Origin of the sequence: Sphingomonas sp. NFR04 (assembly GCF_900114095.1) — a bacterium.
Taxonomy (GTDB): Bacteria; Pseudomonadota; Alphaproteobacteria; order Sphingomonadales; family Sphingomonadaceae; genus Sphingomonas.
The window spans coordinates 381,738-407,281 of sequence record NZ_FORV01000001.1 but is presented as its reverse complement, the minus strand read 5'-3'; the positions used below and the strand labels follow the sequence as shown (position 1 = coordinate 407,281).

At 69.3% G+C, this 25,544-nt stretch carries 13 protein-coding genes; 4 read left to right on the top strand and 9 right to left on the bottom strand.

What is annotated here, in order from left to right; translation table 11 throughout:
• Positions 1-135: 135 nt before the first annotated feature.
• From BM009_RS01865 to BM009_RS01835, 7 genes are all read right to left on the bottom strand, one after another.
• A complete protein-coding gene (locus BM009_RS01865) occupies positions 136-2,058 on the bottom strand; it encodes an alpha-L-fucosidase (protein WP_093293188.1) in 1,923 nt (640 codons plus the stop codon).
• Positions 2,055-4,262 carry a hypothetical protein gene (locus BM009_RS01860; protein ID WP_093293186.1) on the bottom strand — a complete coding sequence of 736 codons (2,208 nt, stop codon included), beginning with the start codon at positions 4,260-4,262 and terminating at the stop codon, positions 2,055-2,057. The genes BM009_RS01865 and BM009_RS01860 overlap by 4 nt, the downstream gene beginning before the upstream one ends.
• A complete protein-coding gene (locus BM009_RS01855) occupies positions 4,262-6,583 on the bottom strand; it encodes a GH92 family glycosyl hydrolase (RefSeq protein ID WP_093294570.1) in 2,322 nt (773 codons plus the stop codon). Before BM009_RS01855 ends, BM009_RS01860 begins: the two co-directional genes overlap by 1 nt.
• A complete protein-coding gene (locus BM009_RS01850; protein ID WP_093293184.1) occupies positions 6,583-8,010 on the bottom strand; it encodes a glycoside hydrolase family 125 protein in 1,428 nt (475 codons plus the stop codon). Before BM009_RS01850 ends, BM009_RS01855 begins: the two co-directional genes overlap by 1 nt.
• A complete protein-coding gene (locus BM009_RS01845) occupies positions 8,007-10,568 on the bottom strand; it encodes a glycoside hydrolase family 3 C-terminal domain-containing protein (protein ID WP_093293182.1) in 2,562 nt (853 codons plus the stop codon). The genes BM009_RS01850 and BM009_RS01845 overlap by 4 nt, the downstream gene beginning before the upstream one ends.
• Positions 10,568-13,162, bottom strand: a complete 2,595-nt coding sequence (locus BM009_RS01840) for a beta-mannosidase (RefSeq protein ID WP_093293180.1) — start codon at positions 13,160-13,162, stop codon at positions 10,568-10,570. The genes BM009_RS01845 and BM009_RS01840 overlap by 1 nt, the downstream gene beginning before the upstream one ends.
• 113 nt (positions 13,163-13,275) lie before the next feature.
• Entirely contained in the window at positions 13,276-15,597 is a 2,322-nt protein-coding gene (locus BM009_RS01835) for a beta-N-acetylhexosaminidase (RefSeq protein WP_093293178.1), read from the bottom strand.
• A 254-nt stretch (positions 15,598-15,851) separates the two neighbouring features.
• On the opposite strand from BM009_RS01835, the gene BM009_RS01830 reads away from it, so the two are divergent.
• The 4 genes from BM009_RS01830 (at position 15,852) to BM009_RS01815 (ending at position 21,220) form a co-directional block, all read left to right on the top strand.
• Positions 15,852-16,589: a GntR family transcriptional regulator gene (locus BM009_RS01830; RefSeq protein ID WP_093294569.1), complete on the top strand. Its 738-nt coding sequence runs from the start codon at positions 15,852-15,854 to the stop codon at positions 16,587-16,589.
• A 38-nt stretch (positions 16,590-16,627) separates the two neighbouring features.
• On the top strand, positions 16,628-19,513 hold the full coding sequence (galA, locus tag BM009_RS01825; protein WP_093293176.1) for a beta-galactosidase GalA: 2,886 nt from the start codon (positions 16,628-16,630) through the stop codon (positions 19,511-19,513).
• A gap of 119 nt (positions 19,514-19,632) precedes the next feature.
• The gene (locus BM009_RS01820; protein ID WP_093293174.1) at positions 19,633-20,403 is read left to right on the top strand and encodes a J domain-containing protein; all 771 of its coding nucleotides are present in this window, start codon (positions 19,633-19,635) and stop codon (positions 20,401-20,403) included.
• A gap of 424 nt (positions 20,404-20,827) precedes the next feature.
• Positions 20,828-21,220 (top strand): hypothetical protein, encoded by a 393-nt coding sequence (locus tag BM009_RS01815; protein ID WP_093293172.1) that lies wholly within the window; start codon positions 20,828-20,830, stop codon positions 21,218-21,220.
• A 16-nt stretch (positions 21,221-21,236) separates the two neighbouring features.
• Here BM009_RS01815 and nagE read toward each other — a convergent pair whose 3' ends face one another.
• Positions 21,237-23,003, bottom strand: coding sequence for an N-acetylglucosamine-specific PTS transporter subunit IIBC (gene nagE / locus BM009_RS01810; protein WP_093293170.1), 1,767 nt, complete (start codon positions 23,001-23,003; stop codon positions 21,237-21,239).
• Complete coding sequence (gene ptsP / locus BM009_RS01805) at positions 23,000-25,480, bottom strand: phosphoenolpyruvate--protein phosphotransferase (protein ID WP_093294567.1); 2,481 nt, start codon at positions 25,478-25,480, stop codon at positions 23,000-23,002. Before ptsP ends, nagE begins: the two co-directional genes overlap by 4 nt.
• Positions 25,481-25,544: the final 64 nt, after the last annotated feature.

Here is a 25,544-nt window from a genome sequence, read left to right as displayed (position 1 = left end):
ACCAAATAAAGAAACTGGTTTTATATATGGCAGTGGATGGTCTCATCCGTTACGTTTTCATGTGCATTGTTGCCGAAACGCAACGGGCCGGAGCGCGGCGCCCGCGCCCCGGCCCGCTTGGAGCCCGCGATTGCCTCAGCGCGGCGCGGTGAAGCCGCCGATCTCGGCGATGGCGAGCTTGGGCTCGGGCAGCGCGGTCTCGGCGAAGCGGAGGCGCAGATAGCGGGCGTTGCGCGCCTGCGCAAAGGCGATGCGCTGGGTGGAGAGCGCATAGGCGATGTTGCTGAACTCGCCGCTGGCAGCCGGCTGCCAGGTCTTGCCGTCGCTGCTCACCTCGGCCGCATAGCCCTTGGGCGGGGCGGCATCCGTCATCACGTGGCGCGACGGCGTGAGGCTGAAGCCCGCCAGCGCGGTGTCGCCGCCGAGATCGATGGTCAGCTCCACCGGCGCGCCGGGCTTCGGCGCGGGCACGGTCCAGATCGTGCCGGGATCGCGATCGAGCAGCTTCTCGGCGCCGGTGCCGGGCGCGCTCACGATCTTCCAGTTGCGGGTGTCGATCACCGTCGGGTCCGACGAGACGATCGGCGCGACCGGCACCGGCGCCACCGAGCGGAACAGCGCGAACTCGCTGATCGCGGGGCAGGCCGGCGCCTCGAGGATGCGCAGCCGCACGCGGCGCGGCGCGATCGGCTGGGGCAGGCGCAGAATGCGCTGGGCCGAGATGCATTCCTTCTGGGCGAGCTGCTGCCATGTGCCGTCGATCTCCGCATCCACCGCGAACCGCGTCACGCGGACGCCGAGCGGCAGATATTCGCGCAGGCGGATCACGTCGAAGCGCGCGCCGGGCTTGAGGTCCAGCGTCAGCGTCGGCGTGGTGGTGCCGTCGGGCGTGGTCCAATAGGTCTCGCGATTGCCGTCGAGGACGCGCGCGGCCGCGAAGGCGGGGCCGCGGGTGGCGCTGGCATGGGCGACCGCGCCCTTGGCCAGATCCGTCGCGAAGGTGGCGCGGATCGCGTCGCCGAAGCTCTTGAGGATCTTCACGTCCTGATCGGCGATGCGGCCGCGGCGATCGGGCGGGAGGTTGAGGTTGAGATTGGTGCCGCGACCGACCGACTCGTCATAGAGCTGCACCAGCCGCTCGGGGCTCTTCACCCGCGAATCCTCGTCGGCATGGTAGAACCAACCCGGCCGGATCGAGACATCGGTTTCCGCCGGCCACCAGAGCGCGCCGCCGCGCACGCCCGCATTGCCCTCGCTCTGGACGTACGGGTGGTTGGGCATGGTCGGCCAGCAGGGATCGCCCGCCACGCCGTCCTCATTGCCCACCCAGCGAATGTCCGCGCCGAGCGGATCGAAGGTGCAGGCGTCGGGCTGGAGCTGGTGGACAAGTGCCACGATCGACGGCCAGTTGTAATAGGCCGGGGCGTCGATCTTCCGCGTCTCGCGCGCGCCGCCATAATAGCCGTCGCCGCCATTGGCGCCGTCGAACCAGACTTCGAACAGCGTGCCGTACTGGGTGCAGAGCTCGGTCAGCTGGGCGCGGTAATAGGCGATATAGCCGGGGCGGCCGTACTCGGGATGGTTGCGGTCCCAGGGCGAGAGATAGACGCCGAAGGGCAGCCCGGCGCGCTTGCACGCGGCCGACATCTCGCGGACGATGTCGCCCTGGCCGTTCTTGTAGGGGCTGTTGCGGATGCAATGCTCGGTCAGCTTGGTCGGCCACAGGCAGAAGCCGTCATGGTGCTTGCAGACCAGGATCAGGCCCTTGAGCCCGCCCGCCTTGGCCGCGCCTACGATCTGGTCGGCGTTGAAGTCGCTGGGGTTGAAGGTCTTGGGATCCTCGTCGCCATAGCCCCATTCCTTGTCGGTGAAGGTGTTCATCGAGAAGTGGATGAAGGCATATTGCTCGCGCTGATGCCATTTCCACTGGCGGGCGCTTGGCGTGGCGCCATAGGGCTTGGGCGCGGGCGTCCTGGCGGCGGCGCCGGTCGCGGCATGGGCGAGCGCCGGGGTGGCGATGCCGGCGGCGACGAGCGCTCGGCGGGAAAGGGTCGTCATTTGCGTTCTCCGGAGAGGGGTTCGGGAAGGAGCCAGGTCTCGGCGACCTGATGGCCACGGCCGCTGCCGCCCATGCCGGCGGGCCGCGTCCAGGCGAGATCGAGCGTGCCGCCGCGCGTCGCGGCAGCGGGGATGGGGATGTCCACCGTCATCGGGTTGCTGGTGCGATCGCGCGGCGGGTGGAGTTCGATGCTGCCATTGGCGACGAGGCGCATCGGCAGCCAATAGTCCTCGCCGGCATAGGTGGCGACGAGCCGGTAGCGGCGCTTCGGGTCTAGCCCAGCATAATGGAGCCGCAGCGGCGCGTCGTAGAGGCTTTCGGCGTAGCTGATCCACGACATCCGCCAGCCATCGTTCGGGGTGCGATCGGCGATGCCCTCCACCGCGCCGTGAAAGCGCAGCGGATCGGCGACCGGGCTGCTGCCGCGGACGAGGTGCGGCGCGTTCCAGGGATCGCCGAGGTCGTCGTAAAGCGCGCCTTCCTTCTTGCGGGCATAATCGGCGAGCTGCGCCGGTGTGCGTGTGGCGAGCTGCTTCTCGATCCAGACGCGGTCGTTGAGGTCGACATCGACGCGGTCGAGATTGGCGCCGCGCTCGACATTGGAGGCCCCGTAGAGCTTGACGCTGAGCTGGAGCCGCGCGCCCTGCCACAGCTGCTCGGCGAGGGCGAACAGGCGGGTGCGGAGCGCGGGGACGGGCGCAGGATCGGCTTTCGCCAGCTGTGCGCGCGCCGCTACGGCATCCGGGGCGGCGAGCGCGGCGGTTTCGCGGGCGCGCGCGGCGATCAGGCGGTGGCGGACGATCGCGTCGTACACGGCTCGGTAGCGGAGCGCGTCGATCCGCCAATCGGCCCAGGCGGCGGGCTTGAGACCGTCAACCAGTGCGAGGGTGGCGTCGATGCGGGCGTTCGCGGCGGGATCGCCGGTCCAATTGTCTTCGAGCGCGAACAGCGCGTTGGCGGCTGCGGGATCGCCGATGAAGGTCGTCGCATATTCCCGCGCGAACGCTTCGGGCGTGGTCTGCGGATCCCAGCCGAGGCGGAACCAGAGGAACTGGTTCGCATCGTCGTTCACGCCCTCGGAGTAGGTCACGAAGCCGCTGCTGCCGGGATCGAGGTTGCGAAACAGCGACGTCATCGCGCGCGGGCGCGGGTTGATCGGCTCGCGACCCTCGGTGAGGGCGAAGGCGGGGCTCCAGCGGTCGACGGGCACCTGCGCGTGCATGGTGTGGGCGATGTCGGGATAGAGCAGCAGCTGGTACCCGGCGGGCAGATGGCGTCGTTGGGTGGCGACCGGGTCGCGCGTCTGGGGCCCGGCGAAGATGCCGGTCAGCCAGCGGGGGCGGCGGGCAAGCTGCGCGTAGAAGGCGTCGAGCGCCGCCGCGTCGAAGCCCTGGGTGGAGATCCAGACGCTGGCCGCCGGGTTGCGCGCGCGCAATGCCGCGGCTTCGTCGGCGACCAGCGGGAACAGCCGGTCGGGCGCCGCATGGCCGGGATCGCCGCCGGGGACGTAGAGCGCGTCGACCTGCGGCAATGCGCCGAGCAGGAGGCGAAAGCGGCCGAGTTCGTGGTCGCGTTCGGCCTGGGTGTCATAATCGTGCAGGTTGGGGTAATAGAGCGCGAAGTCGATGCCTAGGCTGTGGGCGATCTCGCCGATCCCGCGCAGCGTCTCCAGCGGCGGGGCGGGGAAGAGCGGGCTGGTGGCGTCGTCGTCGGAGACCGGCGCGATGACCTGCACGCCGCTGGCGCCCCATAGCGCGAAATCCTCGATCCGGCGGCGGAACATCGCCAGCGTCCAGGCATCATAGCTGTTGTTCTTGGCGCGGTAGCCGATCTGGGTGAGCCGCACGGGCCGTGCCGGCGCGCTCTCATAGCGCAGCGGCCGCGCGCCGGTGCGGAGATACCAGCCGGCGCCATAGACCAGCCCGCGCGTGCCCTGCGCGGTGATCACCAGCGTGTCGCCGATCCGGCGGACGGCGAAGCCTTCTCGCTGCAGGCGTTTCGGTGCGACCTTGCGCCACGCCGCCCGGCGCGGGGCAGGTAGAGCGGCTTGCACGGCTCCTTGCGGCGCGAGCAATACGCGCGCGCATGGCGCATGCCGTTCCTCCAGCCGCGCACGTAGCAGGTCGGCCGCCACTGCGCCACCGGCACCGGCCGCGACGCAGGGTGCCGTCGTCGTCGTCAGGAGCACGGCGGCGAGGAGCATCAGGCGGGCGTGCGGCCGTTGGAGGGCGGCCGATCGGCGAGCGCGCGTCCGAAGACCGGGTTCGGCTTAGCCGACATGGTGAAACGCAGCGTGCCGCCCTTCACCAGATCGGCGTGCGCGATCCAGCTCCGGGTCCATGGCTTGCCGTTCCAGGTCACCGCCGCAATGTACGGTGTATCGGCGCGGTTGCCCGGCGCTTCGATCACCAGCTTCCGGCCCTTGCCGACCGTTACCTCGGCGCGTTCGAACAGCGGAGAGCCGAACACATAGGCCGCCTCGACCGGATCGACCGGATAGAAGCCCAGCGCCGAAAAGACGAACCACGCGCTCATCTGCCCGCAATCGTCGTTGCCGATGATCCCGTCGGGATCGTTCTTGTACATCTCGGTGCACAGCCGCCGCACCATCGCCTGCGTCTTCCAGGGCGTACCGACATAGGCATAGAGATAGGCGGCGTGCTGGTCGGGCTCGTTGCCGTGGGCGTACTGGCCGACCAGCCCCGAAATGTCCGGCGGCGCATTGTCGGGGAGAGTGGAGGGGGCGTTGAACAGCGCGTCGAGTTTCGCCTCGAACTTGGCGTCGCCGCCCATTTGCCCGATCAGCCCATAGACGTCGTGCTGGTTGAGGAAGGTCGCCTGCCAGCCATTCGCCTCGGTGTAGTCGCGCCACCAGGGCTTGGGCATATGGCCGAGCTGGACCGGGTCATAGGGCGTCCACCAGCTGCCGTCGGCGAAGCGCGGGCGCGCGAAGCCGATGCTGCCGTCGATCACGTTGCGCCAGTTGCCCGAGCGCTTTCGCAACCGCTCGGCATCGCCCTTCTCGCCGATCGCGGCGGCGAGGTGGGACGATGCCCAGTCGTCATAGGCATATTCCTGCGTCCGGCTGACGCTCTCGAACCATTTGTCCGCAGGCACATAGCCCATGCGATCGTAGAGGTCGCGGCCCTTGCTGTTGTCCTTGTCCGGCGCGGTGAAATCGAAGCTGCGGCGCCGGATCGCCGGCCAGGCAGCGGCATAATCCGCCTCGATCCCCTTGGCCTGCGCCTCGGCGAGCGGCACGACGCCGTGCCAGCCGATCATCGTGCCGGTTTCCTTGCCCTGGAGCGGCCAGACCAGCGGGCCATAAGGCGACTGGGCCGTCTGGCGGATCAGATCGTCGACCAGCGACTTGGTGCGATCCGGCGCGATCAGGGTGAGGAGCGGGTGGAGCGCACGATAGGTGTCCCACAGCGAATAGGTGCTGTAGGCCGCGCCGCCCTTGGGAACGCTGTGGATTTGGCCGTCCATGCCGAGATAGCGGCCGTCTGCGTCGGAAAACAGCGTCGGCGCGAGCTGGGCGTGGTAGAGCGCGCTGCTGAGGATCGTGCGCTGGTCGGCCGTGCCGCCCTCGACCGTGACCGCATCGAGTGCCGGATGCCACCGGGCGGTGGCATCGCGGCGGGTGCGATCGAAGTCCCAATGTCCCCCCTCGGTGACCAGATTGGCGCGGGCACCGGCGACATCGACGCCCGAAATCCCGCAACGCACGAGAATCGGGGCCTTTCCTGCGTCCGCATAGTGCAGGACCGCCTTCAGTCGCCGTCCGGTGACCTTGCGGCTGCCGGCGGGCTGTTCGGCATCGTCATCAGCGTAGAAGGTAATGCGATCGGGCTGGCGCGAGAGCTGGAGCGCGAAGAAGATCTTGCGGCCCTTAGCCCAGCGGAAGACTTGTCGCCGGCCGGTGATCGTGCCGTCGGCCTCGATCTCCATCAGCGCGTCGGCGATCAGCGGCGGGCTGTCCGAACTGTCGAGCACCAGATGCGACAGATCGAGCAGGATATGCCCGGCGCCGGCCGGGAAAGTATAGCGATGCCAACCGGTTCGTTCGGTAACGGTCAGCTCCGCCCGCACGCCGTTGTCGAGCGCGACATGGTAATAGCCGGGCTCGGCATGCTCGTCGTGATAGCGCTGGCGATACCCGGTCTTGGGCTTCTCGCGCGTGCCCGGCTGCAGTACCACCGGTCCCCGAGCGGGGACAACGAGCAGATCGAGCATGTCGCCGATGCCGGTGCCCGAGAGATGGGTGTGCGAGAAGCCGAGGATCGAGCCATCGCTGTGATAATAGCCCGAGCAGGTCTCCCAGCGCTCGACGCCCGTATCGGGGCTCAGCTGCACCATGCCGAACGGCAGCGTGGCGCCCGGATAGGTGTGGCCGGTACCGCCGGTGCCGATGAACAGATTTGGTGCAGTGCGGCGCGGCGTTGTCGCCGATAGGGGACGAGGAACAGCGGCGGCGGCTAGGCCGATCGCGCTGGAGCCGAGCAGGTAGCGACGGGAGAGGATCACAGCATTTCCTGCAGCAGCTTGGGTTGCACCTCGGCGAGGTGGACCAGCAGTTCGCCGAACAGGCCATTGGCCCAGGCGAACCAGTCGCGAGTGAATTTGGACGGGTCGTCCTGGTTAACGGCCTCATGGATGAAGCCGGTGCCTGCATCGCTAGTGCTAAGCATTCGCAGGATATTGCGAAGCGTTCGCACGTCGTTGTCGTAGCTGAAACCGCGCATGATCAACGACATCGGCCAGACCTGACCCAGCCCGACATGCGGGCCGCCGATGCCCTCGACGACCTTGCCGCGCGACCAATATGGATTGGCCTCGCTCCACGCGGCGTCGGCAGTGCGTCGCCACAGCGGTTCGTCGCGATCGAAGCAGCGGAGATAGGCGAGGCTCGACAGCGAGGGCACATTGGCGTCGTCCATGAAGATCGCATTGCCGAAGCCGTCGACTTCATAGGCGATCACCTCGCGCCCGTCGCGCAGCCGCATCGTGCCATATTCGCGCAGCGCGGCCTCTACTTCACCGGCGAGGGACGTGGCGTCGTTCGCAAGTGCGGAATCCTGGCGCGTCGCCATTGCGAGTGCGGCAAGTTCGCGCAGGACGGTCACCGCAAAGTAATTGGAGGGGATCAGGAACGGATAGACGCAGGAATCGTCCGAAGGCCGGAATCCGCAATGAATCAGCCCCACGGGACGGCTGGGCGGGCCATAGCCGTCGAGCATCAGCGTTTCGGTCGGCCGGTCGCTGCTGCGGAGGAAGCGGTACGGCCCGGGACCGTCCTTGCGCTGCTGCTCGCGGAAGGTGCGGATCGTCGTGCGCGCGGCTTCCGCCCAGGTTGCGTCGAACGGCGTCGTGTCGCCCGTGGCCTTCCAATAATCATGTGCCAAGCGAATGGGATAGCAGAGGCTGTCGATCTCCCATTTCCGCTCGGCAACGCCCGGCTTCATCTCGGTCTTGTCGTGCAGCGCCCAGCTCAGCTTGGTGTGGGCGTGCGGATCCGCGAGGAACGCGTTGGCGTAAGGATCGAGCAGGATGCAGCGCGCCTGCCGGGCGATAAGCCCTTGATACAGGCGGCGGAGATCGGCGTCTTCCCTGGCGAGGTGCAGATAGGGCCGCACCTGCGCCGAACTGTCGCGCAGCCACAGCGCGTCGATATCGCCGGTGATGACGAAGGCGTCGGGCTTGCCGTCGACCACGCCCATCTTCACCGTGGTGTCGAGCGTGTTGGGATAGCAGTTGCCGAACATCCAGCGCAGCTTGGGATCGGCGATCTTGCTGGAAACACGTGCGATTTCGCGCTCGACCGCCTTGCTGACGAAGCGGCGGTCGGCCGGTGCGGGGCGCTTGCTGACGAACGCGGACGTATCCGTGGCGAAAGCGGGGGTGGCGGCGAGCGCCAGGCCCGAGCCAAGCAGGGTGCGGCGATCGATCATTTCGGCAGCACCTGCGCGTCGCCGTTCAGCGTGAACTCCGCCCATTGGCCCGGACCGTCGCCGGGCTGGCCGCCGCCGACCCAGACGCGATAGGTACCCGGCAGCACCCGGCGGGTGCCGTCGCGCGCCACGCTGCTGATGCTGCGCGGGTCGAGGCTGAACGCCAGGCTGGCCGATTTGCCGGGTGCGAGCGCGGCGCGCTGGAAGCCGGCGAGCTGGCGCTGGAGCACCGGCGTGGTGAACCCGCCTGGTTTGCCCGCACCCGGCGTGACGACATAGACCTGCGCCACTTCCTCACCGCTGCGGTTGCCCGCATTGGTCAGCCTGGCGCTGACCTGCACCGGCTGGCCGATGCCCGTGGCCTTTACCGCAACGTCGCCATAGGCGAACTTGGTGTAGCTCAGCCCATGGCCGAAGCCCCAGAGCGGCTTGCCGGTGAAGTAGCGATAGGTCCGCTCCTTCATGCCGTAATCCACAAAGGCGGGCAGGTCGTCGACCGAGGCATAGAAGGTCAGCGGCAGGCGGCCGGAGGGATTGTTCTTGCCGGCCAGCGTCTCGGCGATGGCGGTGCCGCCTTCCTCGCCCGGATACCATGCCTCGAGGATGGCGTCCGCCAGCGACGGGTCGACCGCCACCGCGCTGCCGCTGGTGAGGACCAGGACGAGCGGCTTGCCGGTCTTGCGCAGCGCCTTGAGCAATTCGAGCTGCGGGCGGGGCAGGGCGATGTCGGTCCGGTCGCCGCCGACGAAACCGGGGATCGAGACGCTGAGCGCCTCGCCTTCCAGATCGGGCGACAGGCCGAGCACCGCGACGATCGTATCGGCGTTCTTCGCAGCGTCGAGCGCCTGGGCGAGCATCGGCTCGGCCGGCGGCTGCCACATCAGTCGGACGCCGAAATCCTCGCTGCGATGGTCGATCTCCATCCGGAAGGGCACCGGCTTGCCGTCGCTGGCGACCTTCACCGCCACCCGCGCCTTGCCGAGCGGGCCGTCGTGGAGGAGCTTGCCGTCCACCCACAGCCGGACCGCGTCGTGCGTATTGCAGTCCTTCCAGCAAGCGGGGATGTCGATTGCGAGCTCATACTCGCCGGCGCCCGGCGCCACGAACTCGCCGCTCCATCGCACGGCGAAGCCGGTGGGGTTCAGCCCCGGCACCGGCGCGGCGCGGGTATAGTTGAAGTCGATCCGGCGGTCCTGCCGGGTGGCGACGGGCGTGCCGGTTACCGTCGGCGAGGCGAAATATTCGGCCTTCAGCCCCGGCTTGCCGTCGGCACGGAAGGCGGTTTCGGGCATGATCACCGCGCCGGCCTCGGCCAGCTGCGAGCCCTGCGCGTACACGACACGATCGGCACCGAACTGGCGGCGGATGCCGTCGAGCGGGGTCACCGGATCCTTGGCGGTGCCATGGTAATTGCCCTCCAGCACGCCGAGATCGTCGGCATTGGCGCCGATCACGGCGATGCGACCGCCGGTCGCGAGCGGCAGGCGGTCGCCGTCATTCTTGAGCAGCACGATCGCCTTGCGTGCGGCCTCGAGCGCCAGCGCGCGGCGGGCAGGGGTGCCGAGCTCGCTGGGCTTGATCTTGCCCCACGGATTGGCGCCGCCGAACGCGATGCCGAGCGCGCGGCGGGCGTCCAGTGCGCGCTTCAGCGCCACGTCGACCCCGGCCTCGCTGACCAGCCCGCGCTTCACCGCCTCGGGCAGTGCCGCATAGGTGGTGCCGCAGTTCAGGTCGTTGCCGCCCTTGATCGCGACGGCGGCAGCCTCGGCGGCGTCGAGGCCGTAATGGTGGAACATGTGGATGTTCGCCACCGCGTCGCAGTCCGAGACGGTGAGGCCGGTAAAGCCCCAGTCCTTGCGCAGCCGATCGTTGAGCAGCCCGCCCGAGGCGCAGGCGGGCGTGCCGTGGATCGAGTTGTAGGCGCACATCAGCGACTGCGCCTTGCCCTCGGTGATCGCGAGGCGGAAGGCGGGCGTGTAGGTCGATTCCAGATCCTGCGGGCTGGGATCGACATCGAAGCCGTCGCGTCCGGCCTCGGGGCCGCTATGCACCGCGAAATGCTTGGGCGTGGCGAGCACCTTGGGATGCGCCGGGTCCGGGCCTTGCAGCCCCTGGATGAAGCCGATCGCGAGATGGCCGGTGAGGAAGGGATCCTCGCCATAGGTCTCCTGGCCGCGGCCCCAGCGCGGATCGCGGAAGATGTTGATGTTGGGCGACCAGATTGTCAGCCCCTCATAGATCTTGCGGTCGGCGGTCACCGGCTTGGCGTTGAACTTGGCGCGCGCCTCGGTAGCGATGGTGTCGCCGACCTTGTGGAGCAGCGGCACGTCCCAGGTCGCGGCGAGGCCGATCGCCTGGGGGAACACGGTGGCATAACCGTCGCGGGCGAGGCCGTGCAGGCCCTCGTTCCACCAGTCATAGGCGGGCAGGCCGATGGTCGGATCGGCGGGCGCGGTGCTCTGGAGCTGCGCGGCCTTCTGCTCGATCGTCATCTTGGCGATCGCGGCGGCGACCGGATCGGGATCGCCGGCGAGGAGGAGCAGCGGAAGGAGGGGCATCAACGGGGTCCCAGCGTACGAAGGGTGAGGGCGCGGGCGAGCGCGGCGGCGCTGGCCTCGGACGTGACGGTGAGGGTGCGGCTCTCGCCGGGCAGCAGGTCGAAGCCATTGTCGCTGGCATGCGCGGCGGTGGCGCCGAAATCGAGCATCACCGCGCGGGCGAGCGCGCCGGCGGTGACCGTCACCTGCTTGCCCTGCCAGCGCACCGACAGGCGCGGGGCGGGATAGGCCATGTCCTTGGGCAGCAACCGCTCGAGGATGGCGCGCGAGACGGGCTTGCCGTCGATCCACAGCTCGGCGACGGCATAGCTTTGTGCAGGCGCCGCATCGCCGAACAGCTCCGCATCGGCAATCGTGGCGAGTTCGAGCGCGCCCGGCGACAAATCGAATTTCTCCGCCTTGGTGCCCAGCGGCTTGCCGTCCATGGTGTAGCCGCGAACGCGCCACTCGGCGGCGATCAGCTGAGTCGCATCGGACACGGCGGCGAGGCGGGTCGCGCCGTCCTTGTGCTCGGCGACGATCGCCTGGGGCGCGAACATCCGGCGCGCTTCGTACTGGAGCAGCTTCCACTGGCCGTCATAGTCGATGCTCGCCCAGCTGATCGCCGGCCAGGCATCGTTGAGCTGCCAGTAGAGCGAGCCCATGGTGATCGGCGCGCAGGCACGGTGGTGGCGCGCGGCCATGCCGATCGCCTGCATCTGGTTCACCTGGGTGAGGTAGACGAGATCGGCGAAGTCGGCGGGCTTGCGCAGCCGCTGGTCGAGATAGAGCTGGAGGCGGCTATTGCCTTCGCCGGCCAGGAACTTCTGGTGCGCCTTGAGCACCGGGCTGTCGATCGCGAGCGGGCCGCTCCCCGCGAAGCCGCGGATCGTCGACAGGTTCGGCATCGCCTGGAAGCCGTACTCCGACATGAAGCGCGCGCAGCCGCTGAGATAGTTCTCGACCGGCTTGGAGCCCGACCAGACGTCCCAGAAATGGCGGTCGCCGGTGGCGTCGGTGTCGACCGGGCCGGTATAGTCGTTGGAGGGCGAGCCCGGCCAATAGGTGGTGCCGGGGGCTTCCTTGAGCACGGCGTCGCGCAGGGTGCGATCGAACAGCACGGCCATGCCGGCGCCGATCCGCTCCTGCTCGTCCGCGCCAACCGCCTTCTTGAACGCCTTGCGATCGGACCAGTTTTCCCAGCCGGACAGGATCTCGTTGCCGCCGTTCCATCCGACGATCGACGGATGCGGCTGGAGCCGCGCGACCTGCTCCTCGGCCTCGATGCGGACATTCTCGCGGAAGGCCGCATCGGGCGGGGTGATCGAGCCGCCGAACATGAAGTCCTGCCACACCATCAGCCCGAGCTCGTCGGCGGCGGCGTAGAAGGCGTCGTCGAGATAATAGCCGCCGCCCCAGACGCGGATCATGTTCATGTTGGTGTCGCGCGCGTCGGTGAGCATGCGGCGCATGCGGGCCTCGGTCACGTTGTTCGGGAACATGTCGAACGGGATCAGGTTCGCGCCCTTGGCGAAGATGCGCAGGCCGTTGACACGGAAGCCGAAGCCGCCGCCCTGGGTGAGCAGCTCGACGGTGCGCAGGCCGATGCGCTGCGAAACGCGGTCGCTGACCTCGCCGTCCTCTTCGAGCGTGGCTTCGACCTTGTAGAGCGGCTGCGCGCCATAGCCGGCCGGCCACCAGAGCTGCGGCTTGGCCAGGGTGAGCGGCACGCTGACCGCGTTCTCGCCGGCGCCGAGGGTGAGCGTGCGGGCCGCTTCGACGGTCTGGCCGTCGGGACCGGTGATGCGGGCGCGGACGGTGACGGCGCGCGCGCGGTCGCCAAGCAGCTTCCAGCGCGCCACGAGGCGTGCCTCGGCGGGGTTGAGCGCTTCCTGGTCGACGCGGAAGCCGTCGATGCGGGCATCGTCCCAGGCTTCCAGCCGCACCGGCCGCCACAGGCCGATCTTGACGATGCGCGGCGCCCAGTCCCAGCTGTAATCGTACTTGGGCTTGCGGATATAGGGCGAGGTCTGCTTGCCCTTGGGCTCGTCGCCGAAGGCGGAATCATATTCGCCGGGCAGCGGGAATTTCTCCGCCAGCACCATAGGCTGCAGCGTCCTGATCGGCGAGGCGATGGTGACGACCAGCTCGTTCGCGCCGGCCTTGAGCGCCTGCTTGGCGTCCACCCGCCAGCGGCGATGGGCGTTGTCGGTCTCGATCAGCTTGCGCCCGTTGAGCGTCACCGTGGCAAAGGTGTCGAGCCCGTCGAACACCAGGTCGAGGTGATCGCGCGCCAGCATCGCCGGGGTGACATTGAGGCTGCGGCGGAACTGCCAGCGGGTGAGGCCGGCCCATTGGATCGGCGCCTCGTTGATGCCCTTATAGGGATCGGGCACGCGCTTGGCCGCGATCAGGTCCTGCTGGACGCTGCCGGGTACCTTGGCGGGGAACCAGGTGGCTTCCTTCGGGTGGGCCTTGGCGGCGTCGGCGTCGCTGGGGGCTATGCGGACCTGCCAGGCGCCGTCGAGGGACAGCGACTGGCGCGGGTCGGCCCAGGCGGGGGTGGCGAGGGCGAGTAGCGAGACGAACGCCAAACCCGCCCCCTTGGCCGTCATCCCCGCGAAGGCGGGGATCCATTGGTGGGAACGCCGCGGCTCCTGCTGCGCGCGCACAGGCTGATGGATTCCCGCCTTCGCGGGAATGACGTCGGGAGAGGTGGAGCCGCCGGTCACTTGCCACCCTCCGTCAGCACGACGCGCTCGACCGTGTAGAACGGGTCACTGAGCGGGGACGTGAACTGGAAGCACAAATCCTCGTCGCCGTTCAGCTTGGGGAGCGTGCCCGAGAAGCGGAACTGCTGCGGTGCCTTGGCCGGATCGGGCAACGGGTAGGTGGCGACGACGATCGGCTTGATCGACGCGTCCTTGGCGGCGGCGATGCAGCGCGCGCGGACGATCAGCTCGCCGTAGGTGCTGACATTGTAATGCGCCCGCACCTTGTTGAAATCGTGCGCCAGACCGTAGTTGCGCGGCGTGCGGGCGACGTCGACGGTGAAGCCCGTCGCCACGTCGAGCGGCGCTGCCGGATAGGCGGTGCAGGTGTCGAACAGGTTGACGTTGAACACCGGCGCATTCTCCTGCGCCTCGGAATTGAGCGGCACGCGCAGGCCCAGCGCGCCCTTGGGGCACGCCACCATGTCCGAGCTGGTGCGGGTGAGCAGCGCGGTGCGGCTGGTGTCGAAGGCGCGGGGCGTCGCAGTGGCCACGCCTGCGGCATCGAAGGCAGCGGCGGTGATCGTCGTGCCGGGCTTCAGCGTCAGCGGCGCCTTGTAGACTGGCGACTTGGCGGTGGGCTGCTTGCCGTCGAGCGTGTAGCGGATCGTGCCGAAGCCGGTCTGGGTGGTCAGCGCCACGCTTGCCTGGTTCGCGCGCAGCGCCTCGCCGCGGGTGCCCTGGAGCTTGTAGTCGACCGCGAAAGCGCTGTCGGCGACTTCCATGCCCGAACGGCGCCAGCGCGCCATCTGCGGCTGGAGGCGCGTGACGAAGCCGGTGAAGTCGCGCTTGTCCTTGCCCGACCAGGTGATCTCGGCGATCGCCGCCGCGCGCGGGAACAGCATGTGCTGCACCTGGTAGGGCGTGATCAGATACTCGCTCCACGCATTGCCCTGCGCGCCGAGCACATGGCTCGCCTTGGCGGCGTCGATGCCGGCGGGCATCGGCTCGTACTTGTACACATCAGCCAGCGTCTGGATCGACAGGCGGCCCGGCGGCTCGTCGCGGCGATCGCTCTGCAGGCTGTCGAGATAGAGGGTGGGGGCGGGGGTCAGCACCACGTCATGCCCCTGATTGGCCGCGTCGACCGCGCCCTTCTCGCCGCGCCACGACATCACCGAGGCCGATTGCGGCAGCCCGCCTTCGAGGATCTCGTCCCAGCCGATCAGCCGACGGCCATGCTGCTCGAGATAGGCGCCGAACTGCTCGATCATCCAGCTCTGCAGGGCGTTCTCGTCCTTCAGGCCCAGCGCCTTGATCTGCGCCTGTACCTCCGGCGAGCGCTCCCACTGGTCCTTCACCGCCTCGTCACCGCCGAGATGGACATAGGTGCCGGGGAACACCGCCATCAGCTCGTCGAGGACTTGCCTAACGAAGGCGATGCCCTTGGGGCCGGGGTTGAACAGGTACGGGTTCACGCCCCAGTCGTGCGACACCTCGGTATGGTCGCCGAAGATGCCGAGTTCCGGGTAGGCGGCGACCAGCGCCTGCGCATGGCCCGGCAGGTCGATCTCGGGGACGATCGTCACGCCGCGCTCGGCGGCATAGGCGACCAGCGCCTTAAGCTGCTCTTGCGTGTAGAAGCCGCCGACCTTGCGGCCGGGCGCGCCGCCGGTGCTCGGCGGGGTGCGCCAGCCGCCGATTTCGGTGAGCTTCGGATAGCGCTTCACCTCGAAGCGCCATCCCTGGTCGTCGGTGAGGTGGAGGTGGAGCGTGTTGAGCTTCACCGAGGCCATCTGATCGACCACGCCGTAGACGAACTCGATCGGCTGGAAGTGGCGGGCGACGTCGAGCATCAGCCCGCGCCAGCCGAAGCGCGGCGCGTCCTCGACGCTGAGCGCCGGCAGCTTCACCGGCTTGCCGAAGCCGTGATCGGGGCTGAGCAGCTGGGCGAGCGTCATCGCGCCGTAGAGCAGCCCGCGATCGCCCGAGGCGGCGATGCGGACCCCCTTGGCGTCGACGGTCATGCGATAGGCCTCGGCGCCCTGGATGCTGGCGTCACGCTCGAAGCGGATCGCGCCGCTGGTGCCGGCAGCGCCCAGCGTCAGGCCGCGTTCCACCTTCACATGCGCGCCGAGCAGCCTGGCGGCCGCTGCGGCGGCGTTGTCGCCGGCCGGCACGGCAATCGCGGTGCCGTTCGCCACGGTGAAGCTGCCCTTGCCCAGCGTCATGCTGGCGGGGAGGGGGGTGAGCGGCGGCACGGTCTGGGCGAACGCGGTCGAGGACAGCAGCAGTGCCGCCCAGCCGGAATGCCTTGCCGTTTTCAGGAACGCGCGCATCGGAAACTCCCCTCTTGTCGCGGCCACCGAGCGGGGCCGGAGCAAGGGTGTAACCAATTTAGATCCTATCGGGCAACAGCCTTGCGCAGACGGACATAGTTCTTTGCATTTAGCCTCTTGACCTCGGCCGTTGAGGCTGTTGGTATCATCGTACCAATGTAAGTCCGTAGAGAAGCGGGTTCGCGCTGCGGGAAACCTGCCGTAGATGCGGTTGCCGGGGCTTTGGCAACGGTGTCGGGCAAGGGGGAGAGATGATGACGTTTTCGGACCAGATCGGCCGGTTTCGCGAGGGGAACCCGTCGCCGCTCTATCTGCAGCTGCAGCAACTGATCCGCGAGGCGATCAGCGGCAAGATCCTCGCGCAAGGCGACGCGATCCCGCCGGAGCGCGACCTCGCCGTCGAATATGACGTGTCGCGCATCACCGTGCGCAAGGCGATCGGCGGGCTGGTCGAGGAAGGGCTGCTCACGCGCCGCCGCGGCGCGGGCACCTTCGTCGCCGAGCGCGTCGAGAAGAGCTTCTCCAAGCTCTCGTCGTTCACCGAGGACATGGCCGCGCGCGGCCGCGCCGCCAGCAGCAGCTGGATCGCGCGCTCCACCGGCCAGGTCACGCCCGAGGAGGCGATGGCACTGGGCCTGTCGCCGGGCGCGGCGGTGCTCCGCTTTTCGCGCATCCGCTTTGCCGATGGCGAGCCGATGGCGCTCGAATTCTCGACCATCGCCGGCTACTGCCTGCCCTCGGTCGACGCGGTGGGGGACTCGCTCTACACCGCGCTCGAAGCCGCCGGGAACCGCCCGGTGCGCGCGCTCCAGCGGCTGCGCGCGGTGCCGTTCCTGGGTGAACATGCCAAGATGCTCGGCGTCGATCCCGGCCATGCCGGCTTGCTGATCGAGCGCCGCGCCTTCTTGCGCGACGGTCGCCCGGCCGAAGTGACCCGCTCCTATTATCGGGGCGACGCCTATGATTTCGTGGCGGAACTCAGCGACGTCTGAACCGCCCGACTGACTGCCTGAATTTTGGAGATTGCTGCATGGATCGTCGCCAGTTGCTGCTCGGCAGCGCGGGGTTGGGGGCGCTTGCCTCGCTGGGGCTGCCCGAGGCCGAGGCGGCGGCGCGCGCGGTGGAGGGCGACGCCTTCCCGATGCCCGCGCCCAGGACCGCGCTGATGCCGCGGCTGCCCGACGGCGATCCCACCCGCACCCGCATCGAGCGCGGCTGGCGCTTCCACGAGGGCGAGGTGCTGCCCGCGCCGCTCAAGGACCATGACGATACCTATGGCAGCGTCAAAGCGGGCAACGCCCGCGGCGCCGCCGCCCGCGATTTCGACGACAGCGAGTGGGCCGAGGTCCGCCTGCCGCACGACTGGGCCTCGTTCCAGCCGTTCGAGCAGACCGCCAATGTCTCGCAGGGCTATCGCAAGCGCGGCATCGGCTGGTACCGCCGCCGGCTGACGCTCGATCCTGCCGACCATGGCAAGACGATCGAGCTGCATCTCGACGGCGTCGCCACCAACGCCACCGTGTGGGTCAACGGCAGCGTCGTCGCGCACAGCTGGTCGGGCTATGCCAGCATTATCATCGACATGACGCCGTTCGCGCGCTTCGGCGACGAGGACAATGTCATCGCCATCCGCGTCGATGCCGAGGCGATGGAAGGCTGGTGGTATGAAGGCGCCGGCCTCTACCGCCATGCCTGGCTGGTCCGCCGCGACCCCGTGTCGATCGTCACCGACGGGGTACATTGCGACCCGCGCAAAACCGAGACCGGCTGGAACGTGCCGGTGACGGTGACCGCGGGCAACATCGAACGCGCGCCGGTTGCCGTCACCGTCGAGGCGGAACTGCTCGATCCCAGCGGCAAGCGGGTGGCGTTCGCCACCACCGCCGGCAGCGTGCCCGTCCTCGATTCCGCCGAGCTGTCGATGACGCTGAGCCTGGCTAGTCCCAAGCTCTGGTCGGTCGAGACTCCGACGCTCTACTCCGTCCACACCCGGCTGCTGCGCGACGGCAAGCTGGTCGACGAGCGGCGCACCCCGATCGGCTTCCGCACCGTCCGCTTCGATGCCGACAAGGGGCTGTTCGTCAACGATCACCCCGTGAAGCTCAAGGGCGTGTGCATCCACCAGGACCATGCCGGTACCGGCGTCGCGCAATATGATGCGCTGCTCGGCTGGCGGCTGGAGCGGCTCAAGGCGATGGGCTGCAACGCGATCCGCATGTCGCACAATGCGCCGACCGCCGAGCTGCTCGACTGGTGCGATCGAATGGGCTTCCTCGTCATGGACGAGAACCGCCACTTCAACCCGGCGCCCGATTATCTCGCGCAGCTCAGCTGGATGGTCCGGCGCGACCGCAACCATCCGAGCGTGATCCTCTGGTCGGTGTTCAACGAAGAGCCGATGCAGGGCACCGAATCCGGCATCGAGATGGTCCGCCGCATGGAAGCCGCGGTGCGCAAGCTCGACGACAGCCGCCCGGTCACCTCGGCGATGAACGGGTCCTTCTACAATCCGCAGAACGTCTCCTCGGTCGTCGACGTGATGGGGTTCAACTATTACCAGGGCGAGTACGACAAGTGGCACGCGCTGAACCCGACGCGGCCGAGCACCAGCTCCGAGGATACCAGCGCGTACGAGACGCGCGGCGCCTTCGCCAGCGATCCGGCCAAGCACGTGATCACCTCGTACGACGACGAGGCGGCGCCCTGGGGCAATACCCACCGCAAGGCGTGGCAGCTGATCGCCGCGCGCGAGTTCATCGCCGGCGGGTTCGTCTGGACCGGCTTCGACTATCATGGCGAGCCGACGCCCTATGAATGGCCGACGATCGCCAGCTTCTTCGGCATCATGGACCTGTGCGGCTTCCCCAAGACTGCCTTCGGCATCCACAGCGCCGCCTGGATCGATGACGCGCCGGTGGTGTGGCTGGCGCCGCACTGGACCTGGCCGGGCAAGGAGGGGCAAAACATCAAGGTGTTTGTCGCCTCCAATGCCGAGAGCGTGACGCTGCTGCTCAACGGCAAGGCAATCGGCACGCAGAAGGTCGATCGGCTGCGGGGCAATGAATGGCAGGTGCCCTATGCGCCGGGCCGGCTGGAGGCGCAGGCGCTGCGCGGCGGCAAGGTCGTCGCACGCATGGTGCACGAAACCGTCGGCAAGCCGGTGGCGCTGCGGCTCACCCCGGCGCGGACGGTGATGGCGGGCGACGACGAGGACGTGCAGCCGATCACCATCGATGCGGTCGATGCGCAGGGCCGGCACGTGCCGACCGCCAATCTGATGACCAACTTCACGGTCGACGGCGCCGCCATCCTCGGCGTCGGCAACGGCGATCCCAACAGCCATGAGCCCGAGAAGGGCAATGCCCGCTCGCTGTTCAACGGCCTTGCGCAGATCCTGGTGCAGGCGGGCACCGGCCGCGGCAAGATCACGGTCAAGGCGAGCGCCGAGGGGCTGAAGCTCGCGCTGCTGACCATCGACCGCGCCGACATCGCGCCCCGTCCGCAGGTGGGTGTCACCCCGCCGCTGATGGTGCTGGGCGACTGGCGCCGCTCGGGGTCGACCGCGGACAAGCCCAAGCCGGGCCTGGTGCCGGACAACAACAGCTGGGCGTTCCTGCGCAGCGCGATGCCGACCCCGGCCGAGCCGCAGCCGGGCTGGCGGGTCTACAACAACCGCCTGACGCCGTGGAAGCGCATCGCCGCGGGCGGCGGCACGCTGCGCTTCGCCAGCGTCGGCGGGCGTGCGGAACTGTGGGTCGACGGCAAGAAGATCGCCGAGAAGACCGATGCCGCGCCGGCACCGCTCGAGGCCGCCTTCCCGGCGGGCAGCGGGCAGCGCACCGTCGAACTGATTGTCCAGGCGCCGGCGGGGCAGGCATCGGGGCTGCTCGGTAAGGTTACCCTCACGCCGCGCTGATCGGATCGGGGTGGGGCGTTCGGGGTGGAGCCGCGAACGTCCCCCCCCGCGCCGTTAACCATGGCTGTTCACGCCTGGTTTGGGAACGCCCGATAGGGCTTGCCCTCCAGGGGGACGGCATGAATCTTCTCATCAGGTGGCTGGCCGGCGAGCGCGTCGGGCGTGCCTTTGGTGCGCATGACTTTGCGCGCGGCAATGCGCTTTGGGGCCTGTTCCTGTGGTGGGCGATCGGCTGGATAGGCGCGACCGCGGCCTTCTACAATCTCGGCAAGGCCTGGGTGCTGCCCGGCTGCATCGGCGCGATGGGCGGCGCGCTGCTGCTGTGCCTGCGCCGGCCGCTTGCCTCAGGGGTCAAGCAGGCGATGCTCAACGCGATCGGCTATAGCGCGCGCTGGGTGATGGCGATCAGCGCCGGCTATGTCGCGCTGCGCATCGTCTGTTCCGCGATTTATGGCGAGCTGCAGGCGCATGGGCTCGCCGGGCTGCCCTGGCAGAGCCTGCAATCCGCCTCGCTGCTGTTCGTCGCCAGCGGAAGCGCGACGATCGCGGTGCGCGGGATCTTCGCCGCCGATCGGCTGCGGCTGGAGCGCGAGGGCAAGGCGCGGCTGAGCTGGCGCGAGGCGGAGCGGCAGGCGTCCGGGCGGGCGGAAGCCGCCGCACCGCCGCCTGTCGTGGCGGAGGACAGCTGGTGGGTCGTCCTCGAAGTCGCGCGGGATGCAAGCCGGGCGGAAGTCGAGGCCAAGGGGCGGGCGCTGCTCAAGCAATATCACCCCGATCTCTGGGTCTCCGCCCCGCGCCACCTCAAGGCCCAGGCCGAGCTCCAGACGATCCGCATCCTCCAGGCGCTCGCCGCGGCACGGGCGGCGCGGAAGGCCGATTGCCCGGCTTGATCGGAGCGTCACGTATCTTGGTGTTCAGTTAGTTTCGCCCCAGTTTTCATCGCGAACCAGGCGAACTTTCCCTCTCCCGCCTGCGGGAGAGGGAGGGAGCCGCCGTCAGGCGGCGGAAGGGTGAGGGTGTGTGGGGCGATTGCGGCCCGCTCGTTTGCCCCGAGTCACCCTCACCCCGGCCTCTCCCGCAGGCGGGAGAGGGGGATGGAGACACCGATGCCGCCGTACCTCGACGACAAACCGGCAATGCTCCGCGGCACCGTCCGGGAGTTCGTCGCCGACCGAGCCCCCGTCCGCCACCCGAGGCCGTCTGATCTCAGTTATTCTGACGGGAGCGTGTGTCCTCTTACCGCCATTTCCAGCCGCCCCGCACCCCGCCGCCGGTTAAGCCTTTGCAAAACCATCTGCTGCATAGTCGGCGGCCATGTACACGATCCGCTTCCAGCCCGAGCACAGCCTGCTCGACATCGCCTGGCACCGCATCTTCCTGCCCGATCAGGTGCCGGACTATGCCCGCCAGTGCCTGCAGCAGTTTGTCGCCCAGGGGCTGAAGCCGGGCTACCTGCTGCGCATGGACATGCGGGAGAGTGCCGTCCAGCCGCGCGACACCCTCGATTCCTTCGCAAGCAGCTTTCGCGACTTTCCCAAAGCCTCGCGCATCGCAGTCATCACCGCGAGCGCCCTGCAGCGGATGCAGGTGCTTCGTGTGATGACGCAGCCCTATCTGCGCGTGTTCGACGATGCCGATGCGGGGCTCGACTGGCTGCTCGACGCGCCAGGGAGCGCGACGCAGGCGGATCAGCGCCGCAGCGCCTGAATGACGGGCTGCGGGGTCAGCCCCGCAGCGTCGTCAGGACCGCCGTGTCGCCCAACAGGTGGACCACGTTCTCCGAGGGTCGCGCGAGGCCGCGCAGGCCGAGCGCCAGCAGCGCGTCGCCATCCACTTCGGCCGAGTTGCCGAGTTCGACGCGCAGGCGATTGTCGTGGGCGCTCACCGCACGGACGTTCGCCGCGCCGCCCAGCGCCGCCAGCGCCGCCGGCTGGAGCGCCACTACCGACGCGCCGCCCAGTGCCGCCAGCGCCGCCGGCTGGAGCGCCACCTTCGCTGCGCTGGCCGGAGCCGCGGCCGGTGCCGCGGGCGCCGTCACGCCGCCGCGCGCGGTCGCGTCGCGGATCTCCACTGCCACCACATCGGCGATCGGGCCGAGCACCACCTGCAGCGCGCGCTCCGAGGGGCGCAGGATGCCGTGGGCGCCGAGCGCCTTGAGCGCGGCATCGTCGACCACGCCCTGGTCGGCGACGATCAGACGCAGGCGGGTGGTGCAGGCGCCGATCTCGACCAGATTGGCCGAGCCGCCCAGCGCGCGGGCGAAGGCCTCGCCGCGGCTCGACGGGGGCGTACCGCCAGCGGCCTCCAAGGCCACCGGCGCCTCGGCTTCACGGCCCAGCGTCTTCAGGTCGAAGCGACGGATCGCCCAAGCGAAGATGCCGTAATAGAGCGCGAAATAGACCAGCCCGACCGGGATCAGCAGCAGCGGCCTGGTCGCCTTGCCGAAGTTCAGGACGTAATCGAACAGGCCGGCGGAGAAGCCGAAGCCGAGCTTCACGCCCAGCAGGTCCATCACCACCATCGCCACGCCGGTCAGCACCGCATGGACGACGTAGAGCGCCGGCGCGAGGAACATGAAGCTGTATTCGATCGGCTCGGTCACGCCGGTGAGCAGCGAGGTGAGCGCCAGGCTGAACAACAGGCCGCCCACCGCCTTGCGGCGCTCGGGCAGGGCTGCGCGGTACATGGCGAGGCAGGCGGCGGGCAGGCCGAACATCATCACCGGGAAGAAGCCCGCCATGAACGCGCCCGCATTGGGGTCGCCCGCGAAGAAACGGCGCAGGTCGCCCGTCGCGCCGTTATAGTCGCCCTGGACGAACCAGAACACGTTGTTGAGGATGTGGTGCAGGCCGGTCACCAGCAGCACGCGGTTGAGCACGCCGAAGGCGAACAGGCCGAATGCGCCCGCGCCGGCAATGCCGTGGCTGAGGCCGTCCACACCCGCGCTGATGTGCGGGAAGCCGACGCCGACGATCACCGCGAAGACCAGGCCCGCCAGGCCCGAGGCAATCGGCACGAACCGGCGGCCGCCGAAAAAGGCGAGGTAGGACGGCAATTTGATCGCCGAGAAGCGGTTGTAGAAGGTGCCGCCGATCAGGCCCGAAGCGATGCCGATCGGCACGTCGAGCCGCGCGACCGCCTTGGCCTTCCACGCCGCCACCGCGAGCGCCGCCTGGTCCTTGTCCAGGCCCGCGCCGATGGTGTCGGGCACTGCCAGCAGGCTCTTGCCCGCCTCGGTCGTGACCAGGAAGCAGACGATGCCGGCAAGCGCGGCGGCGCCGTTGCCGTCCTTGGCATAGCCGGTCGCCACGCCGATCGCGAACAGCAGGCCGAGATGCGAGAACAGCGCATCGCCGGCGGCGCTGACAAAGGCGATATTGAGCAGGTCGGGTTGGCCGAGCCGCAGCAACAGGCCCGCCACCGGCAGCACCGCGATCGGCAGCATCAGCGCGCGGCCGAGCGGCTGGAGCGTTTCGAGGATCTGCTTCATGCGGTGAATTCCCGGGCAAGGCGACGGACATCGGCGGCGGTGGCGCAGGCCAGCGCGGCAGCAGCGTGGGCGCGGGCGCGCTCGAGCGTGAGGGTGGCGAGCAGCGCCTTCACTTCCGGCACCACCGACACGGTGGCGGAAAGCTCGGTCACGCCCAGGCCGACCAGGATCGGCACCGCCAGCGGATCGGAGGCGAGGCCCCCGCACACGCCGACCCAGCGGCCCTTGGTGGCGGCGCCCCGGCAGGTATCGGCGATCAGGCGCAGCACGGCCGGATGGAGCCCGTCGATGCCGCTCGCAACCGCCGGATTCCCGCGGTCCATCGCCAGCGTATACTGGGTGAGGTCGTTGGTGCCGATCGACAGGAAGTCGGCTTCGGCCGCGAGCAGGTCGGCGGTGGCGGCGGCGGCCGGCGTCTCGACCATGATGCCGAGTTCCACCTTCTCGCCGATGCCCAGCTCGCCGCGCAGCCGATCGAGCACCGCACGCACCGCGCGCAGCTCGCCGACGCTGGCGATCATCGGCAGCATGATCTTCGCAATGCCGATCGGGCGGACGCCGAGGATCGCGCGGAGCTGGTCCTCCAGCACCTGGGGATGGGCCAGCCCGACGCGGATGCCGCGCAGGCCCAGCGCCGGGTTCTCCTCCGCCGCGATCGGCAGATAGGGCGCGGGCTTGTCGCCGCCGATGTCGAGCAGGCGGATGATCAGCGGGCGGCCCTGGAGCGCGTCGGCGATCGCCTGATACTCGGCGGTCTGTTCGGCGATGCTGGGCGGCGTTTCGCGATCGAGAAACAGGAATTCGGTGCGCAGCAAGCCGCTGCCCTCGGCACCCGCTGCGACGGCGCGCTCGGCATCGCCGACCGAGCCGAGATTGGCGAATACTTCGATGCGCGTGCCGTCGGCGAGCCTGGCTTCCGCCCCGGCCGCCGCGCGGGCAGCCGCGAGCGCGGCCTTGCGAGCATCGACACGGCCCTGCGCCTCGCTGCGCTGCGCCTCGCTTGGGGCGACGCGGAGCGTGCCCGCGCCGGCGTCGAGGATCAGCGTCTCGCCTTCCTGCACCGTGCGCAGCGCCGAACCCACGGCAACGAGTGCCGGAATGCCGAGGCTCGCGGCGAGAATGGCGACGTGCGAGGTCGGGCCGCCGCGCACGGTGGCGAAGCCGCAGACCTGTGCCGGATCGATTGCGGTGACCTGCGAGGGCAGCAGGTCGTCGGCGAGCAGGATCGTCCCCTCGGGGAAGACCAATGGCGCATCCTGCACGCCCTCGATCGCCGAGACGACGCGGCGCTCCAGATCGACCATGTCGTCGGCGCGCTCGGAAAGATGCGCGTCGCCGCTCTGGCGGAGCAGCTCGGCCTGCGGGCGGATCGCCTGGCGCCAGGCCTGGCCGGCGCTGGCGCCGTCGAGCACCGCGGCGCGGGCGGCCTCCAGCAGCTCGGGATCGTCGAGCATCGATCGGTGCGCGGAAAGGATCGAGCGCATCGGCCCGGCGGCGTGGCCGAGATCGCTCTCGATCGCGCGCATCACCTTGGCGATGCCGTCCTCCAGCCGCGCACGCTCCAGGCTCGCGCCCTTGCCGATCGGGTCGATCGTCAGTTCGGGCAGGCGGAAGAAGCGGGCGGTGCCGATCGCAAGGCCCGGCGCGGCGGTTACGCCGGCGAGCACGCCGGGCTCGTCCGAAACCGGCGTGGCGACGGGGGCAGGGGCGGGCGCGGGCGCGGGCGCCGACGCGGGATCGGCCTTCTCGCCCATGCCGCTCTCGATCAGCGCGGCGAGCGTCGCGGCGGCTTCGTCGGCCCGGCCACCCTCGGCGGTGATGCGGATCGTGTCGCCCAGCTTGATGCCCAGCGTCATCAGCCGCACCGGGCTGCGCGCATCGGCGCTCTGCTCGCCCTTGGCGATGGTCACCTTGGCGGCGAAGGGCACCAGCACTTCGCGGAGCTTGGCGGCAGGGCGGGCATGGATGCCATGCGCGAGCGGCACGACCACGGTGCGCGTCGCCGTCTCGCCCACGATGTCGGTAGCAGCCTCGGTAACCGCTCCGGCGCGCTCGATGGTGAAGATCGGCTCGCCCGGCGCGACCAGCCCACTGCCGCGCTTGCCCGTCAGCGCAAGGCCCTCCTGGCTGATCAGCAGCACCGGTGTCACCACCGACGGCGCACCGCATACCACGGCATCCAGGTCGAAGCGGATCAGCACGTCGCCCGCGCGGACGTGATCGCCCACCTTCACCTGCGGATCGAATCCCGCGCCGGCCAGCTGCACCGTGTCGATGCCGATATGCATCAGCAGCTCGACGCCGTCGCCGGCGCGCAGCGTGATCGCATGGCCGGTCGGCTGGAGCACCGTCACTTCGCCGTCGCAGGGGGCGTAGAGGCAGCCCTCGGTCGGGTCGATCGCCACGCCGTCGCCCAGCATCCGCTGCGCGAAGACGGGATCGGGAACCTCCTCCAGCGGCAGCAGCCAGCCCGCCATCGGCGCGCCGATGGCAAGGGCCCCGGCCGAGGCGTCGTCATGGGAAGAGGGCGGCGCGATCGTG

What these genes read in the sequence shown, in the direction of transcription:
- BM009_RS01820 (WP_093293174.1), top strand. Translation starts at nt 19,633, where the DNA reads ATGAATCTTCTCATCAGGTGGCTGGCCGGCGAGCGCGTCGGGCGTGCC.
- nagE (WP_093293170.1), bottom strand. Translation starts at nt 23,003, where the DNA reads ATGAAGCAGATCCTCGAAACGCTCCAGCCGCTCGGCCGCGCGCTGATG.
- BM009_RS01850 (WP_093293184.1), bottom strand. Translation starts at nt 8,010, where the DNA reads ATGATCGATCGCCGCACCCTGCTTGGCTCGGGCCTGGCGCTCGCCGCC.
- BM009_RS01840 (WP_093293180.1), bottom strand. Translation starts at nt 13,162, where the DNA reads ATGACGGCCAAGGGGGCGGGTTTGGCGTTCGTCTCGCTACTCGCCCTC.
- BM009_RS01835 (WP_093293178.1), bottom strand. Translation starts at nt 15,597, where the DNA reads ATGCGCGCGTTCCTGAAAACGGCAAGGCATTCCGGCTGGGCGGCACTG.
- galA (WP_093293176.1), top strand. Translation starts at nt 16,628, where the DNA reads ATGGATCGTCGCCAGTTGCTGCTCGGCAGCGCGGGGTTGGGGGCGCTT.
- BM009_RS01830 (WP_093294569.1), top strand. Translation starts at nt 15,852, where the DNA reads ATGACGTTTTCGGACCAGATCGGCCGGTTTCGCGAGGGGAACCCGTCG.
- BM009_RS01860 (WP_093293186.1), bottom strand. Translation starts at nt 4,262, where the DNA reads ATGCTCCTCGCCGCCGTGCTCCTGACGACGACGACGGCACCCTGCGTC.
- BM009_RS01815 (WP_093293172.1), top strand. Translation starts at nt 20,828, where the DNA reads ATGTACACGATCCGCTTCCAGCCCGAGCACAGCCTGCTCGACATCGCC.
- ptsP (WP_093294567.1), bottom strand. Translation starts at nt 25,480, where the DNA reads ATGGCGGGCTGGCTGCTGCCGCTGGAGGAGGTTCCCGATCCCGTCTTC.
- BM009_RS01845 (WP_093293182.1), bottom strand. Translation starts at nt 10,568, where the DNA reads ATGCCCCTCCTTCCGCTGCTCCTCCTCGCCGGCGATCCCGATCCGGTC.
- BM009_RS01865 (WP_093293188.1), bottom strand. Translation starts at nt 2,058, where the DNA reads ATGACGACCCTTTCCCGCCGAGCGCTCGTCGCCGCCGGCATCGCCACC.